The following is a 15,610-nucleotide window of genomic DNA, read 5'->3' as shown; positions in this document are numbered from 1 at the left end:
GTGACGTCGCCCGTCACGGTTTCCAGCGATACATCAGCACCTTGCCGCGTGCGTCTTCCTCGACGAACACGAGGTACTCGCCGTTCTCGCGCCGGAACGCGCTGATGCCGAACGGCACGTCGACCCAGCCGGAGGCCTTGCCGACCTCGGCGCCCGGGCTCATCACGCCCACTTCCTTGCCGGTTTCCTTGTCGTACACGTGGATCTTGCCGACCGGCTCCACCCCGAACAGGTAGCGGCCCTCGGCCGTGAGCCCGATCAGGTCGAAGATCGGCTTCGCGTCGAGCTGCCACGGCAGCGCGACCTGGTAGCGCACGACCGGCGAACCCGTCGACCACTTGTCGAAGCGGATCAGCACACGCCCCACTTCCTTGTTGATGCCCGGCTGCGGCGGCGCGTCGGCCGTGTAGCCAGTCACGTACAGCGTGTCGGTCTGCGGCTCGTAGATCGCGCGGCGCAACTGCGTGAACGGCTGCGGCATCGGATAGGTCGTGACCTTGTCGTACGAGTAGACCGGGTTGCCGGCCTTGTCGACGCCGCCGTACTGGAAGCGGTGGATGCCGCGCACGTCGCTGGTGCGCCAGATGTCGCCCTTCGTGTCGACCCACCAGCCCCAGCCGCCCGCCTTCGCCTTGCCCGTCGTGTTGATCTCGAACTCGTCGGCATCCAGCCGGCCGTTGCCGTTCGCATCGCGCCACAGCCAGTCGCCGCCCGGCGGCTTGTTCGGCACCTTGTCGACCGGTCGCGCACGCCCCGCGATCAGGCCCGACGGAATCGCGACCTCGCCGTCGCGCTTCGCGTCGAAGCGGTAGATCTTCAGGTGATCGGCGTACATGTCGGTCAGGTACAGGAACGTGCGGCCGTCGAGGCGCCGTGCGAACGGCATGCCGGGATACTGGTCCGTGTGGAACACGGGATCGTCCGGATACTTGAAGCGGTTCGACAGGAAGCCGACGTATTTCCAGTCCTGGCCCGGCGGCTTCGACAGGTCGAGTTCGAAGCGCTTGTTGCCCGTGTACACGCTGTTCGGCCGCGCCGGGTCGAGCCACGCGCCGTCGACGAACAGCAGCCCCTGCACCTGCCAGCGCTGCTTGCCGTCCGGCGTGTAGCTTTCGAGCACCGCGCCGAGCCCTGCACCGATCGTGTCGTGGCGCGGCCCGATGCCGTTCATCGACACGTAGATGTTGCCCGTGCGGTCGACCCCGACACCCGTCAGCCCGTTGAACCGCTGCGGCCCCGGCCGGCCCGGCACCGGGCCCGCGAAGATGCCGCCGCGCTCGCCGAGCGTGCCCGACTGCGCATAGCCCTTGCCGCCTTTCGAGAAGATCAGGATCTGCTGGCGCGGCCCGTTGTCCGCGACGAGCACGCGCCCTTTCGCGTCGACGGCCACGTCCACCGCGTCGGTGCCTTCCGGCAGCGCGGGCGCGTCGTCGAGCTTGCGGCCGTCCGCGCGCACGTGCACGAGGTGCGCGGGCCCGTTGATCGTGTCCGTGAGCAGCCACAGCGTGCCGTCGGCCGCGAGCGCGAGGCGGCCCGGCTCGTGCGCGCTCCACGTGCCCTTCTGCTGCATCGTCTCCGCGTCGTACACGTCCACCGCGTCGCGCGACGGATTCGTCGCGAACAGCGTCTTGTCGTCGGCCGCGAGGCCGCCGACTTCCGCCTTCTGCTCGCCCACTTCCGAGCGCGCGGGCGCCGCCACCTCGTTCATCATCATGAAGCTCGCGGCCATCCGCGCGCGGCCGGTGTCCGCGCGGCCGCCCGGCGCGACCTGCGGCGCCGCGCGGAACGGCGCGGGCTGCTTCAGGTCGCCGATCGTGCGACGCGAGATGCCGAACCACTGCTTGCCCTTGTCCGGCCAGATACCGGGCGACTGCAGGTGGCCGCGCTCGTTGCCGACACCGATCGCGACGTACGCGTACTTGCTGTTCACCGCGATGGCGCTGCCGCCGAGGTTGCCCCAGCCGTGCGTGCCGCCGGCGAAGCCGAGCATCTTCCCGTCCTGGTAGACGCTCGCCTCGGCCCCGCTCTCGTCCCACGGCGCATTCGTATACACCTTGCCTTCAGGCGTCACCGCGATCGCGCGGATGTCGATCTGCGTCCAGCTGCCGTCGCCATAGCCGAACGTATTGCCGATCCACGACGTCGTCGCGGGCAACACCGTTTCGGCCGGTGCGGCGCCCGTCAGCAGCGTCGCGCACACCGTCATGCCTACCAGAATCAGACGTCGCAATGCGCTTCTCCAGACTTGATGCAACAGCGACCGGGCCGCCGCAAGGACTGCCGCCGGCGCACCCTGTCGCTAAATGGGTTTCAAACGTCGCGATGCAGGTTACAAGCAAAAATAATCACAAGAAATTTGGAAATATTTGGGGATGTTTCCGCGTGAAATATCGAACCGGAACAGCGCCGAAAAGGCGCCCGAAAGCGGCAATAACGACCGCCTTTCGATTTCCGTCCCGTAGAAAATTCCGCCTTCCACCGCCTGACGGGGCCGTCCGGGCGCCTACCTTTCACCCGGCGACAGAAATAATCGGCATTTGAATATTTGCCGTCAGATAAATGACGCGCGTTTTTTTGCCGATTTCTTTTCCCTAGAATCGATTTCGATTCGATATTTCATTTAATGGCATGCATTACGTTCACGTTTACGTATCGGATGCGCGACACGCCCCGGCCCACGCCGCGCGTCGCGAAGGAGCGGCGCGATGACGGGCATCTCGCGACCCGCGGATCTCACCCCGCCGCAACACGGCCGCATCGTGCAGCTCGACGGGCTACGCGCGATCGCGGTCGGCGCCGTGTTCCTGCAGCACGCGCTGAAGGCGCCGCTCTGGATGGGCGTCGACCTGTTCTTCGTGCTGAGCGGGCTGCTGATCACCGGCATCCTGCTCGATCGCAAGGCGCGCGGGCAGTCGTACTTCAGCCACTTCTACGCCCGCCGCGTGCGTCGCATCCTGCCGCCGTACGTGCTGCTGCTGGTGGTGTCGACGATCCTGTTCGGCGCGAGCTGGCTGCCGCACTGGCCGTGGTTCGCGTTCTTCTCGACCAACATCGGGCTGTCGCTCGGCAGCATCGGCCATGACAGCCTGAACGTGCTGTGGTCGCTCGCGGTCGAGGAGCAGTTCTATATCTTCTGGCCGTTCGTGGTGCTGTGGTGCTCGGAGCGCGCGCTGCTGTGGGTCGCCGCCGCGCTGATCGTCGCGGCCCCCGTGCTGCGCGCGATCGCGACGCCGTGGTTCGACTCGTTCTGGCCGATCTACTACCTGACGCCGTTCCGCATGGACCTGCTCGCCGCGGGCGCGCTGCTCGCGATCGTGCTGCGCCGCGACCGGCGCGCGCTCGAGCCGTTCTATCCGCTCGCGATCGTCGGCGCGCTCGTGTCGCTCGCGATCCTCGGCTGGCTGCACCTGTCGTTCCCGCGCTTCCGCGCCGCGAACACGCCGCTGTCGAATGCCGCGCTCTACAGCATCTCGCTGCTGCTGTGCACGTCGATCGTCGTGATCGCGCTGCGCGGCCGCGGCCTCGTGCAGCGTGTGCTGACGAACCCGATGCTCGTCTACGTCGGTACCGTCAGCTACACCGTGTACCTGATCCACCTCAGCGTGCTGTACGCGCTGTGGCCGCTGCACCTGAACCGCTTCGTCACTGCCGTCCTGGCGCTCGCGATCACGCTCGCGTACTCGACCCTGAGCTGGTACAGCTTCGAACGGCGCCTAACGCGCGGCCCCGCACGCCGCGCGCTGCCGGCTGCGGCCGGCACGACCGCCTGAATTCTTTCCATTCATCGATTTCGACAAGGACAACACCATGACCCAAACTCGCAAGAAGGCCATCATCACGGGGATCACGGGACAGGACGGCGCCTACCTGACCAAGCTGCTGCTCGACAAGGGCTACGAGGTCACGGGGACCTACCGGCGCACCAGCTCCGTCAATCTCTGGCGCATCGCCGAGCTCGGCGTCAACACGCACCCGAACCTCACGCTCGTCGAGCACGACCTGACGGACGCCGGCTCGAGCATGCGCCTGCTGGAACGCACGCAGGCCGATGAACTGTACAACCTGGCTGCACAAAGCTTCGTCGGGGTGTCGTTCGAGCAGCCGTCCACGACCGCCGACGTCACCGGCCTCGGCCCGCTGCACCTGCTCGAGGCGATCCGTCTCGTGAGCCCGAGGACGCGCTTCTACCAGGCGTCGACGTCCGAGATGTTCGGCAAGGTGCAGTCGATTCCGCAGACGGAAGCGACCTCGTTCTATCCGCGCAGCCCGTACGGCGTCGCCAAGCTGTTCGCGCACTGGATGACCGTGAACTACCGCGAGTCGTACGGCCTGTTCGGTTGCAGCGGGATCCTGTTCAACCACGAATCGCCGCTGCGCGGCCGCGAATTCGTCACGCGCAAGATTACCGACACCGTCGCGAAAATCAGGCTCGGCAAGGCAACGCGCCTCGAGCTCGGCAACCTGGACGCGAAACGCGACTGGGGTTTTGCACTCGAGTACGTCGAAGGCATGTGGCGAATGCTGCAGGTCGACGAGCCCGATACCTATGTCCTGGCAACCAACCGGACCGAAACCGTGCGCGACTTCGTGCGGATGGCGTTCGCGGCGGCCGGCTATCAGATCGAATGGACCGGCAAGGGCGAGCAGGAGCGCGGCCTCGATGTGGCAACGGGCAATGTGCTCGTCGAAGTGAATCCGAAGTTCTATCGTCCCGCGGAAGTCGATCTGCTGATCGGCTGCGCGGACAAGGCCAAAAGCAAGCTCGGCTGGGCGCCGGAAACGACGCTCGAACAGCTTTGCCAGATGATGGTCGAGGCGGACCTCACGAGGAACCAGCACCATGACACGTTCTGATATCGAACACGCACCGCGCCGTGCATTCGTTACGGGCTTGACGGGTTTCACCGGCCGTTATATGGCGCAACATCTCGAAGCGGCCGGCTACGAAGTCTGGGGCACCGTCGCGCCCGGTTCGCCGCCGTCCGACGATCCGGTATTCGCGAACTGCACGCTGCTGCCCGTCGATCTGCTCGACGCTGATGCAGTGCGCGCGGCCGCAGCCGACGCGCGCCCCGATGCGGTCGTGCACCTCGCCGCGCGCGCGCATGTCACGCAAGACGACCCGTCGCAGACCTACGCGGTCAACGTCGTCGGCACGCGCCACCTGCTCGCGGCGCTCGCGGGTCTCGACCGCCGTCCGTCGGCCGTGCTGCTCGCGAGCAGCGCGAACATCTACGGCAATTCGACGGCTGGCGTGCTCGACGAAAGCGTCCCGCCCGATCCCGCGAACGACTACGCGATCAGCAAGCTTGCGATGGAATATGCGGCGAAGCTGTGGGTCGACCGGCTGCCGATCGTGATCGCGCGGCCATTCAACTACACGGGAGTCGGCCAGAGCGATGCCTATCTGCTGCCGAAGCTCGTCGCGCACTATGCGCGCAACGAACCGCGGATATCGCTCGGCAATCTCGACGTGCGCCGCGACTTCTCCGACGTGCGAGACGTAACGGCCGCTTATTTGAAGCTGATCCAGACCGCGCCGGCCGGCGAGATCCTCAACGTCTGCTCGGAGCGCGCGTATTCGCTGAAAGAAGTGCTGGCGATACTGTCCCGCATCGCCGGCTACGTGATCGACGTGACCATCGATCCGCGCTTCGTGCGGCACAACGAGGTGAAGAGCCTGAGCGGGTCGCGAGACAAGCTGCGGCGTGCGGTGGGTGAACTGCCCGTCACGCCGCTCGACGAAACGCTGCAGTGGATGGTGAGTGCGGTACGCGACGACGTGCCGGCACGTCCGCTGAACGGAACCCGCACGCGCGAAAGCGTGCGCCGCAGCTACGTCGCCGATGGCGACAGAGCGCCCTCGCCGGCGCGCTCCGTCGCATCGCTATGAGGGCGCCTGTCCGCTCGCTCAGCCTTCCAGCCCGCGCGCGAGATCCTTGCGCAGGTCGCCCGCGTCTTCGAGGCCGACCGACAACCGGATCAGCCCTTCGCTGATCCCTGCCGCCGCACGCGCTTCCGGCGTGATGCGGCCGTGCGTGGTCGTCGCCGGATGGGTGATCGTCGTGCGCGTGTCGCCGAGATTGCCGGTGATCGAGATCAGCTTCGTGTTGTCGATCACGCGCCATGCATTCGCGCGCTGCTGCTCGGGCGTGTCGCCCTTCAGCTCGAACGACAGGATCGACCCGCCCGCCTTCTGCTGACGCTTCGCGAGTTCGTGCTGCGGGTGCGATTCGAGGCCCGGGTGAAACACGCGCGCAACCGCCGGATGCGAATCGAGCCAGCGTGCGATTTCCAGTGCATTCGCCGACTGCTTCTCGACGCGCAGCGACAGCGTCTCCATCCCCTTCAGCAGCACCCACGCATTGAACGCCGACAGCGTCGGGCCCGCGCTGCGCACGAACGGGAACACCTTGCCCATGATGAATTCCTTCGAGCCGACCAGCGCGCCGCCGAGCACGCGGCCCTGACCGTCGAGGAATTTCGTCGCCGAGTGCATCACGACGTCCGCGCCGAGCTTCAGCGGCTGCTGCAGCACCGGGCTGCAGAAACAGTTGTCGACGACGAACAGCGCATTCGATGCCTTCGCGATCTTGCCGATCGCGTCGATGTCCGCGAGTTCGGTCAGCGGGTTCGACGGCGTCTCGAGGAAGAACATCTTCGTCTCCGGAAGCACGGCTTCCTTCCACGCGTTCAGGTCGGTCGGGTCGACGAAGGTCGTCGTGATCCCGAACTTGCTGAAGATCTGCGAGAACATCCCGAGCGTCGAGCCGAACAGGCTGCGCGAGCTGACGAGGTGGTCGCCGGCCTGCAGCGCGGCCATCACGACCGACATGATCGCGGCCATCCCCGACGCCGTCGCGATGCAGGCCTCGCCGCCCTCGAGCGCCGCGAGACGCTCCTGGAACATCGTGACGGTCGGGTTCGTGAAGCGCGAATAGGTGAAGTAGTCTTCCGAATTCGCGAAGCGCTCGGCCGCGTCGGCCGCGCTCTGGAAGCAGAAGCTCGACGTGAGGAACAGCGCTTCCGAGTGCTCGTTGAAGTCGCTGCGCAGCGTGCCCGCGCGCACGGCAAGCGTGTCGAAGTTGAGGGAGTCGTCCATGTTCCGTTTTCCGTATTCGAGGGTCGCGCGAGTGGCGCGAACCCAGTCAAAACCAGGCCAAAACAAAAAGCCCGCTATGCGTCGGCATCAGCGGGCTTCGGTGCGGTACGACAGCGATCGACTCGGGCCGGTTGCCACCGGCCTTCGCTTTAGCTGTTTTGGGAAGTCGCCCCGCGTCCGCAAGCTGATATCAAATCGACGCAAGGCCACATCCTATCACGCTTCGTCAAAAGCGTGCGGCGGTGTCACTCGACCGACAGCTGCAGGTTCATCTGCGAGCGTTCGGTGTCGCCCGCCGTGTCGCGATCGGCCTGCGATGCCGGCGTGAGGCGCGCGCGCTCGACCGCATCGAGATACTCGGGCGTCACGTCGCCGGTGATGTAGTTGCCGTCGAAGCACGACGCCTCGAAGCGTTCGAGCTTCGGGTTGATGTCGCGCACCGCGCGGCGCAGATCGTCGACGTCCTGATAGATCAGGTGGTCGGCGCCGATGATCTTCGCGACTTCTTCGTCGGTGCGGCCATGGGCGACCAGTTCGCCGCGCGTCGGCATGTCGATGCCGTACACGTTCGGGAACTTCACGGGCGGCGCGGCCGACGCGAAGATCACCGACTTCGCGCCCGCATCGCGCGCCATCTGCACGATTTCATGCGAGGTCGTGCCGCGCACGATCGAATCGTCGACGATCAGCACGTTCTTGTCCTTGAACTCGATGCTCATCGCATTGAGCTTCTGGCGCACCGACTTCTTGCGCACGGCCTGGCCCGGCATGATGAAGGTACGGCCGACGTAGCGGTTCTTGAAGAAGCCTTCGCGGTACTCGACGCCGAGCTTCGCGGCGACCTGCATCGCAGCCGGGCGCGACGAATCGGGAATCGGCATCACGACGTCGATCGGCACGTTCGGCAGCTCGCGCTTGATCTTCTCGGCGAGATAGTCGCCCATGCGCAGGCGCACGTTGTAGACCGGCACGCCATCGAGGCACGAATCCGGACGCGCGAGGTACACGTATTCGAACATGCACGGATTCAGCGTCGGCTGCTCCGCGCACTGCTGGCTGTGGAAGTTGCCGGCCGGATCGATGAAGATCGCTTCGCCCGGCTGCACGTCGCGGACGAATTCGAAACCGATGCCTTCGACGGCCACCGACTCCGACGCGACCATCCATTCGGTGCCGTGCTCGGTCTCGAGCTTGCCGATGCACAGCGGGCGGATGCCGAACGGGTCGCGGAACGCGAGCAGGCCGTAACCGGCGATCAGCGAGACGATCGCATACGAGCCCTGCAGGCGGCGATGCACGCCCGACACAGCCTTGAACACCGAGGCCGGATCGAGCTCGAGGCCCGTGGTCGACAGTTGCAGCTCGTGCGCGAACACGTTGAGCAGCACTTCGCTGTCGGAATTGGTATTGATGTGCCGGCGGTCGATCCGGAACATCTCGTCCTTCAGTTGCTGCCAGTTCGTCAGGTTGCCGTTGTGCGCGAGGATGATCCCGAACGGCGCGTTCACGTAGAACGGCTGCGCCTCGGCTTCGCTCGACGCCGAGCCGGCGGTCGGGTAGCGCACCTGGCCGATGCCGTAGGTGCCGGGCAGGCTGCGCATGTTGCGCGTGCGGAACACGTCGCGCACCATGCCGTTCGCCTTGTACATGTGGAAATTGCTGCCGTCCGCCGTCGCGATGCCCGCCGCGTCCTGACCGCGATGCTGCAGGAGCAGCAGGCTGTCATAGATCAGCTGGTTGACCGGGGATTGGGAGATAACGCCTACGATGCCGCACATGGCATGTCCTTCAGAATGACAAAATCGGTTCCGTCCTGCCCGGCCGCGTCGTCACACGCGTACGTACTGGGCCATGCCGTCGGGCAGGAGCTGCTTCAGCTCGTGCACGCCCTGTTCGGCGAAAGGACGCAATAGCGCATTGCGCCAGAATTCCTGTTTGGGCAGCTCGGTCAGCCCGGCCGCCGCGACCAGCAGCACCACCAGCACGCAGCCGCGGACGAGCCCGAACATCATGCCCAGCGAGCGGTCGACGCCGCCCAGGCCGCTCGCCTGCGCGATCCGCGACAGCAACGCGTTCGCCACGCCGGCGACCAGCACCACGCCGATCACGACCAACGCGAAGGCGATCACCCACTGCGTCAGCGCACCGCCCGGCCAGTTCGCCGGGATATACGGCACGACCAGTCCGACGTAGCGGCCCGCGATCACGATCGCCGCGATCCAGCCGATCAGCCCGAAAATCTCGGACACGAAACCGCGCCACGCGCCACGCAGCGCAGACAACGCGATCACCGCCAATACAGCGTAGTCGAAAGCGGTCAGCATCGTGCGTTACTGCGTCAGACCGGCTTCGCGCACCTTCGCGATCGCGGCGGATGCCGCCGCACGATCCGCGAACGGGCCCGCCCGCAACAGTGTAGCCGTGCTGCCGTCTGCCTGCTTGCGATGCTCGACATATGCGGGCACACCCGCCGATTTCAATTTGGTGGCCCACGAACGGGCCGTCGCGTCGTCCTTGAACGAACCGAGCTGCACCGCGAAACGCGCACCGGCCGGCGACGACGGCGACGAAGCATCGCTGCTGTCCGGGCTGGCGGCGTCGGTACGCGCGACGGCCGCGGGCGCGGGGGCAGGCTTCGGCGCGGCCGGCTTCGCCACGGGGGTGGCCGGTTTCGGCGCGGGCTTCGGCGGCGTCACGCTCGCCGTGGTCGTGGTATCGGGTTCGGGTTTCGCGGCCGGCTTGTCGGCATCCTTCGGCGCGGGCGCCGGTGCAGCCGCCACGGCTACATCGGATGCCGGCGGTTCGTCGTGCGCGACGCCTGCCTGTACGTCGGAGGCGTCATCGTCGCGCGGTGCGACGGCCTGGTGCGCAGGCCGGTTCGGAATATCGATGGCGATGTCGTCCGTGACCGGCTTCGGGTGCGAGTCGAGCACCATCGGCAGCACGATCACGGCGGCGACGACGAGCGCGATCGCGCCGACGAGGCGACGGCGCGCGCGTTGCTTTTCTGGAAGGGTCGGATCGAGGAGCAGTGCGTCCGATTCCGGACGCTCGGTGCGGCGCGAGCGTCGCTCGACGCGTTCAGTGGTGCGCTCCGTGCGCACGTTCCGGGAGGTCCCGGTGCGACCGCCGCGCCGCGGGGGCGCGTCGTCGTCTTTCTTGCCGAACGAGAAAATTCCCATGAATGGCTGAGTCCGAAACTGCCCGTCAGTCAGTGTTGCTGCGATTTACGGTAGGCCAGCACGCCGGCAACCGTATGGAAACTGCCGAAAACCACGATTCTATCATTCTCGGATGCTCTTTTTAGTGCATCGCGAAACGCTTCGGCAGGCGACGTGTAACGCGTGACGCTCGAATCGGGCCCCTCTTCCACGCCGGCCTTGCGCAGCGCGGCTTCGAGCTGCTCCGCGGAGGCCGCGCGCGGCAGCGGCAGGTCGGTCACGCACCAGTGGTCGATCTCGCCCTTCAGGTGCTGCAGCACGCCGTCGATGTCCTTGTCGTGCATCGCGCCGAACACCGCGTACGTGTACGGGAAGAAGCCCATGTTGCCGAGGTTCTGCTCGAGCACGGCCGACGCATGCGGGTTGTGCGCGACGTCGAGCACGATCGCCGGCTTGCCGGGCAGCACCTGGAAGCGCCCCGGCAGCTCGACGTTCGCGAGGCCGAGCCGGATGTCCTGCGCGGACACCGGCAGCACCGGACGCAGCGCTTCGAGCGCGGCGAGCGCGGCCGACGCATTGATCAGCTGATTCGCCCCGCGCAGCGCCGGGTACGCGAGCGCCGGATAGCGCTTCTCGCGGCCGAGGTAGCTCCACTGCTGGCGCTCCGCGCCTGCCTGCGCCTCGTAGCGGAAATCGCGGCCGACCAGCCAGAGATCGGCGCCGATCGCTTCGGCGTGGTCGATCAGCGTTTGCGGCGCGGCCGGATCGCCGCAGATCGCCGGCTTGCCGGCGCGGAAGATCCCGGCCTTCTCGAACGCGATCTTCTCGCGCGTGTCGCCGAGGTATTCGGTGTGGTCGATGTCGATGCTCGTGACGATCGCGCAATCGGTGTCGATGATGTTGACCGCATCGAGCCGGCCGCCGAGGCCGACTTCGAGGATCACCGCGTCGAGCCCGCGCGACGCGAACAGGTGCAGGATCGCGAGCGTCGTGAATTCGAAGTACGTGAGCGAGACGGGCTCGGGGAGCGACGTGCGCGCGGCTTCGACGGCCTCGAAATGCGGCAGCAGTTCGTCATCGGTGACGTTCTGCCCGTTCACGCGCGCGCGCTCGTTGAATTCGAGCAGGTGCGGCGACGTGTGGCAGCCGACCTTGTAGCCGGCGCGCACGAGGATCGTCTCGAGGAACGCGCAGGTCGAGCCCTTGCCGTTCGTGCCGCCGACGGTGATGACGGGGCAAGCGAATTCGAGCTGCAGCGCCGCCTTGACCTGCCCGATGCGGGTCAGGCCCATGTCGATGCCGACCGGGTGCGCGCGTTCGAGATGCGAAAGCCACGCGTCGAGAGTGGGAAAAGTGCTCATCGGTTCAAATCTGGATCGGTGCCGCCACTACGCCAAAAAACGAAGCGCGCCGCCTGACACTGAAGCCAGGCGACGCGCAGTGTTCACAACCTCGCGCCGGTCAGGCCAGCGCGTCGGCCGGTTGCCGCTGCAGCAGGGCGAGCAGCTGGGCGATCTCGTCGCGCATCTTGCGACGGTCGACGATCATGTCGATCGCACCCGTCTTCAGCAGGAATTCGGCGCGCTGGAAACCTTCCGGCAGCTTCTCGCGGACCGTCTGCTCGATCACGCGCGGGCCGGCGAAGCCGATCAGCGCCTTCGGTTCGGCGATCACGACGTCGCCGAGGAACGCAAAGCTCGCCGACACGCCGCCCATCGTCGGATCGGTCAGCACCGAGATGAACGGCAGCTTCGCCTCCGACAGCTTGGTCAGCATCGCGGTGGTCTTCGCCATCTGCATCAGCGACAGCAGGCTTTCCTGCATCCGCGCGCCGCCCGAAGCGGTGAAGCAGATGAACGGCACTTGCTGCTCCAGCGCGTTCTGCGCGCCGCGGACGAAGCGCTCGCCCACCACCGAGCCCATCGAGCCGCCCATGAACGAGAATTCGAAGCAGGCCGCGACCACCGGCAGCGTGTGGATCGCACCGCCCATCACGACCATCGCGTCGGTCTCGCCCGTATCGTCCATCGCTTCCTTCAGACGATCGGGGTACTTGCGGCTGTCCTTGAACTTCAGCGTGTCGACCGGCACGATTTCCTGGCCGATCTCGTAGCGGCCTTCCGGATCGAGCAGTCCGTCGAGACGCTCACGCGCACCGATGCGCATGTGGTGATCGCACTTCGGGCACACGTGCAGGTTCGCGTCCACGTCGTTGCGGTACAGCACGGCCTCGCAGGACGGGCATTTGACCCACAGGCCTTCCGGAATGCCCTTGCGGCTTTTCGGGTCGGTCTGCTTGATCTTCGGCGGCAACAGTTTGTCGAGCCAGCTCATCGTATGGTTTCCTGTTCCGTGGCGGGGCGGGCCAACCGGCCCGTTCCCGCTTCCTGTGTTGTGTTTATCGCGCCGCCTTGCCCGCGCCGTCCAGGGCGGCGCGCAGCTCGGCGATGAACGTCTTCAGCGCGGCGGCGGCACCCTCCGGCGCAGCGCTTTCGAGCAGCTGCACGAGGCGGCTGCCGATCACGACGGCGTCCGACACTTCGGCCACCGCGCGCGCCGTTTCGGCGTCGCGGATCCCGAAGCCGACGCCGACCGGAACCGGCACGCGCGACTTGATGGCCGGGATTTTACCCGCAATGCTCGAAACATCCAGATTTCCTGCGCCGGTCACGCCCTTGAGCGACACGTAATACACGTAGCCGCTCGCGATCTTGCCGACGTCGGCGATGCGTTCATCGGTCGACGTGGGCGCGAGCAGGAAGATCGGATCGATCTGCGCGGCGCGCATTTTCTCGGCGAACACGCCCGCCTCTTCCGGCGGATAGTCGACGACGAGCACGCCGTCGACCCCGGCCGCCTGTGCTTCGGCCGCGAACGCGTCGACGCCCATCCGCTCGATCGGGTTCGCATAGCCCATCAGCACGACGGGGGTTTTGGGGTCGGTTTCGCGAAAGCGCTTCACGTCGGCGAGCACGCTCTTGAGCGTGACGCCGCGCGCGAGCGCGCGTTCCGACGAACGCTGGATCACGGGGCCATCGGCCATCGGGTCCGAGAACGGCACGCCGAGTTCGATCACGTCCGCGCCGCCTTCGGCGAGCGCGTGCATGAATTCGACGGTTTTGGCCGGATCCGGGTCGCCGGCCGTGATGAACGGGATCAGGCCCTTACGGCCTTGTTCGGCGAGCGCGGCGAAGGTCTGCTGAATACGGGACATGGCAATTTTCCTAAATGCGTTCGGCGATGCGGCGGCGCGATTCACGCGCACGCCGGCGCGGCGAGCGCGTTCACGCGCTCGTGCGCGATCGCACAATAGCTTTCGTTGATCTCGTAGCCGACGAAGTCGCGCCCCTGCCGTGCGCAGGCCACCGCGGTCGTGCCGCTGCCCATGAACGGATCGAGCACGCGGCCGCCCGGCGGGCAGCTTGCGAGCACCATCCGCTCGATGATTTCCAGCGGCTTCTGGGTCGGATGATCGACGCGCTCCGCGTGCTGCCGATGCAGGCGCGAGACCGACCAGACGTCCTTCGGGTTGTAGCCCATCTCCAGCCACTTGCTGCCTTCGAACAGCTTGCGCGAGCGGGCCTTCTTCGTGTCGGCGTCGTACGGGATGCGGACCGGATCGAGATCGAAGTAATACGCCCTGGAAACCGCGAAAAAGCCGATGTTGTCGTGCACCGACGTGAAACGGCGCGTCGTGCCGCCCATGCTCGGCACGCGCCGGTCCCAGATGATCTCGTTGACCATCGTGAGCTGCGTCTTCAGGAAACTGAAGATTTCCGGCGCGTACTGCCACGTGCAGAAGATGTACATCGACCCGCTCGGCTTCAGCTTCGGAATCGCGAGCTCGAGCCACTCGCGCGTCCACGCGAGAAAGTCGTCGCCCGAACGCTTGTCCGAGTCGTTGCCGTAGTCCTTGCCGAGCCCGTACGGCGGATCGGCGACGATCAGGTCGATCGACGCGTCCGGCAGGTGCGCGGCATGGGTCAGGAAATCGCGGTTATGCAGTTCGATCCCGGACGGCAGCGCGCGCGGCACGGCAGCGGCGGGCTGAACCGCCCCCGCCTCGCTCGCGGCACCGCCGCCCGGTTCTTCGATCAGGTCACGCATCGGTCGGGGTCAGAGCTCGATGCCCGATCGCTCGGCGACCGTGTGCATGTCCTTGTCACCGCGGCCCGACAGGTTGACGAGCAGGATCTTGTCCTTCGGCAACGTCGGCGCGAGCTTCACGCCATACGCGATCGCGTGGCTCGACTCGAGCGCGGGAATGATCCCCTCGATCCGGCAGCAGTCGTGGAACGCCTTCAGCGCTTCCTCGTCGGTGATGCCGACGTACTGCGCACGGCCGCTGTCCTTCAGCCACGCGTGCTCGGGGCCGACGCCCGGATAGTCGAGGCCCGCCGACACCGAATGCGTCTCGATGATCTGGCCGTTGTCGTCCTGCAGCAGGTAGGTGCGGTTGCCGTGCAGCACGCCCGGGCTGCCGGCGATCAGCGACGCCGCGTGATGACCCGTGTCGAGGCCGTCGCCGGCCGCTTCGACGCCGATCAGCTGCACCGAGGTGTCGTCGATGTACGGATAGAAGATGCCCATCGCGTTCGAACCGCCGCCCACGCAGGCGATCACGGCGTCAGGCTGCCGGCCGGCGAGCTCGGGCATCTGCACCTTGCACTCGTCGCCGATCACGCGCTGGAAGTCGCGCACCATCATCGGGTACGGGTGCGGGCCCGCGACCGTGCCGATGATGTAGAACGTGCTCTCGATGTTCGTGACCCAGTCGCGCATCGCTTCGTTCAGCGCGTCCTTCAGCGTGCGCGAACCCGATTCGACCGGCACGACCGTAGCTCCCAGCAGCTTCATCCGGTAGACGTTCGCGGCCTGGCGGCGCACGTCTTCCGAACCCATGTAGACGACGCATTCCATCCCGAAGCGCGCGCAGATCGTCGCGGTCGCGACGCCGTGCTGGCCGGCGCCCGTCTCGGCGATCACGCGCTTCTTGCCCATGCGCTTCGCGAGCAGCGCCTGGCCGATCACGTTGTTGATCTTGTGCGCGCCGGTGTGGTTCAGGTCTTCGCGCTTCAGGTAGATCTGCGCGCCGCCGAGCGTCTCGCTCCAGCGTTGCGCGTGATAGATCGGCGACGGGCGGCCGACGAAATGCTTCAGCTCGCGCTCGAATTCGGCGACGAAATCGGGATCGTTCTGGAATTTTTCATACGCCGCGCGCAGTTCGTCCAGCGCGTGAATCAGCGTCTCGGCGACGAACGTGCCGCCATACGGGCCGAAGTGGCCGCGATCATCAGGAAGGTTGTACATGGTGTCTCTCTCGATCGGTCGGCGCGCCCCGCTTGTC

At 66.4% G+C, this 15,610-nt stretch carries 12 protein-coding genes and 1 pseudogene; 3 read left to right on the top strand and 10 right to left on the bottom strand.

Translation table 11 applies throughout. The features are described from left to right. Positions 1–13: 13 nt before the first annotated feature. On the bottom strand, positions 14–2,206 hold the full coding sequence (locus tag CFB34_RS08330) for a hypothetical protein (protein ID WP_179243766.1): 2,193 nt from the start codon (positions 2,204–2,206) through the stop codon (positions 14–16). Positions 2,207–2,705: 499 nt separating this feature from the next. Here CFB34_RS08330 and CFB34_RS08325 point away from each other — a divergent pair, with 499 nt between their 5' ends. The 3 genes and pseudogenes from CFB34_RS08325 to CFB34_RS08315 form a co-directional block, all read left to right on the top strand. After that, the gene (locus CFB34_RS08325; RefSeq protein WP_089442920.1) at positions 2,706–3,770 is read left to right on the top strand and encodes an acyltransferase; all 1,065 of its coding nucleotides are present in this window, start codon (positions 2,706–2,708) and stop codon (positions 3,768–3,770) included. Between the two features lie 37 nt (positions 3,771–3,807). After that, complete coding sequence (gene gmd / locus CFB34_RS08320) at positions 3,808–4,854, top strand: GDP-mannose 4,6-dehydratase (RefSeq protein ID WP_089442921.1); 1,047 nt, start codon at positions 3,808–3,810, stop codon at positions 4,852–4,854. After that, a pseudogene (locus CFB34_RS08315) lies at positions 4,841–5,779 on the top strand (NAD-dependent epimerase/dehydratase family protein); the annotation flags it as partial. The gene gmd and the pseudogene CFB34_RS08315, both read left to right, overlap by 14 nt. A 132-nt stretch (positions 5,780–5,911) precedes the next feature. Here CFB34_RS08315 and CFB34_RS08310 read toward each other — a convergent pair. The 9 genes from CFB34_RS08310 to trpB form a co-directional block, all read right to left on the bottom strand. Then, positions 5,912–7,102, bottom strand: coding sequence for an O-succinylhomoserine sulfhydrylase (locus tag CFB34_RS08310; RefSeq protein WP_089442923.1), 1,191 nt, complete (start codon positions 7,100–7,102; stop codon positions 5,912–5,914). 245 nt (positions 7,103–7,347) lie between these two features. Further along, positions 7,348–8,880, bottom strand: coding sequence for an amidophosphoribosyltransferase (purF, locus tag CFB34_RS08305; protein WP_089442924.1), 1,533 nt, complete (start codon positions 8,878–8,880; stop codon positions 7,348–7,350). 51 nt (positions 8,881–8,931) lie between these two features. Further along, positions 8,932–9,426, bottom strand: coding sequence for a CvpA family protein (locus tag CFB34_RS08300; protein ID WP_069251156.1), 495 nt, complete (start codon positions 9,424–9,426; stop codon positions 8,932–8,934). 6 nt (positions 9,427–9,432) lie between these two features. Further along, entirely contained in the window at positions 9,433–10,284 is an 852-nt protein-coding gene (locus tag CFB34_RS08295; protein WP_089442925.1) for an SPOR domain-containing protein, read from the bottom strand. Positions 10,285–10,313: 29 nt separating this feature from the next. Continuing rightward, the gene (folC, locus tag CFB34_RS08290) at positions 10,314–11,624 is read right to left on the bottom strand and encodes a bifunctional tetrahydrofolate synthase/dihydrofolate synthase (RefSeq protein ID WP_089427937.1); all 1,311 of its coding nucleotides are present in this window, start codon (positions 11,622–11,624) and stop codon (positions 10,314–10,316) included. A 100-nt stretch (positions 11,625–11,724) separates the two neighbouring features. After that, the gene (gene accD / locus CFB34_RS08285; RefSeq protein ID WP_089427938.1) at positions 11,725–12,597 is read right to left on the bottom strand and encodes an acetyl-CoA carboxylase, carboxyltransferase subunit beta; all 873 of its coding nucleotides are present in this window, start codon (positions 12,595–12,597) and stop codon (positions 11,725–11,727) included. A gap of 64 nt (positions 12,598–12,661) precedes the next feature. Next, entirely contained in the window at positions 12,662–13,477 is an 816-nt protein-coding gene (gene trpA, locus CFB34_RS08280) for a tryptophan synthase subunit alpha (protein ID WP_089442926.1), read from the bottom strand. Positions 13,478–13,518: 41 nt separating this feature from the next. After that, complete coding sequence (locus CFB34_RS08275) at positions 13,519–14,370, bottom strand: site-specific DNA-methyltransferase (protein WP_089442927.1); 852 nt, start codon at positions 14,368–14,370, stop codon at positions 13,519–13,521. Positions 14,371–14,379: 9 nt separating this feature from the next. Then, positions 14,380–15,573: a tryptophan synthase subunit beta gene (trpB, locus tag CFB34_RS08270; protein ID WP_089442928.1), complete on the bottom strand. Its 1,194-nt coding sequence runs from the start codon at positions 15,571–15,573 to the stop codon at positions 14,380–14,382. Positions 15,574–15,610: the final 37 nt, after the last annotated feature.

It is taken from the genome of Burkholderia sp. HI4860 (assembly GCF_002223045.2).
Lineage (GTDB): Bacteria > Pseudomonadota > Gammaproteobacteria > Burkholderiales > Burkholderiaceae > Burkholderia.
This window is presented reverse-complemented; position numbering and strand designations above follow the sequence as displayed.

Excerpts from the sequence above, each read along its gene's own strand:
- trpA (WP_089442926.1), bottom strand. The coding sequence starts at position 13,477 with ATGTCCCGTATTCAGCAGACCTTCGCCGCGCTCGCCGAACAAGGCCGT.
- accD (WP_089427938.1), bottom strand. The coding sequence starts at position 12,597 with ATGAGCTGGCTCGACAAACTGTTGCCGCCGAAGATCAAGCAGACCGAC.
- CFB34_RS08295 (WP_089442925.1), bottom strand. The coding sequence starts at position 10,284 with ATGGGAATTTTCTCGTTCGGCAAGAAAGACGACGACGCGCCCCCGCGG.
- CFB34_RS08330 (WP_179243766.1), bottom strand. The coding sequence starts at position 2,206 with ATGACGGTGTGCGCGACGCTGCTGACGGGCGCCGCACCGGCCGAAACG.
- CFB34_RS08275 (WP_089442927.1), bottom strand. The coding sequence starts at position 14,370 with ATGCGTGACCTGATCGAAGAACCGGGCGGCGGTGCCGCGAGCGAGGCG.
- gmd (WP_089442921.1), top strand. The coding sequence starts at position 3,808 with ATGACCCAAACTCGCAAGAAGGCCATCATCACGGGGATCACGGGACAG.
- CFB34_RS08325 (WP_089442920.1), top strand. The coding sequence starts at position 2,706 with ATGACGGGCATCTCGCGACCCGCGGATCTCACCCCGCCGCAACACGGC.
- trpB (WP_089442928.1), bottom strand. The coding sequence starts at position 15,573 with ATGTACAACCTTCCTGATGATCGCGGCCACTTCGGCCCGTATGGCGGC.
- CFB34_RS08300 (WP_069251156.1), bottom strand. The coding sequence starts at position 9,426 with ATGCTGACCGCTTTCGACTACGCTGTATTGGCGGTGATCGCGTTGTCT.
- purF (WP_089442924.1), bottom strand. The coding sequence starts at position 8,880 with ATGTGCGGCATCGTAGGCGTTATCTCCCAATCCCCGGTCAACCAGCTG.
- folC (WP_089427937.1), bottom strand. The coding sequence starts at position 11,624 with ATGAGCACTTTTCCCACTCTCGACGCGTGGCTTTCGCATCTCGAACGC.
- CFB34_RS08310 (WP_089442923.1), bottom strand. The coding sequence starts at position 7,102 with ATGGACGACTCCCTCAACTTCGACACGCTTGCCGTGCGCGCGGGCACG.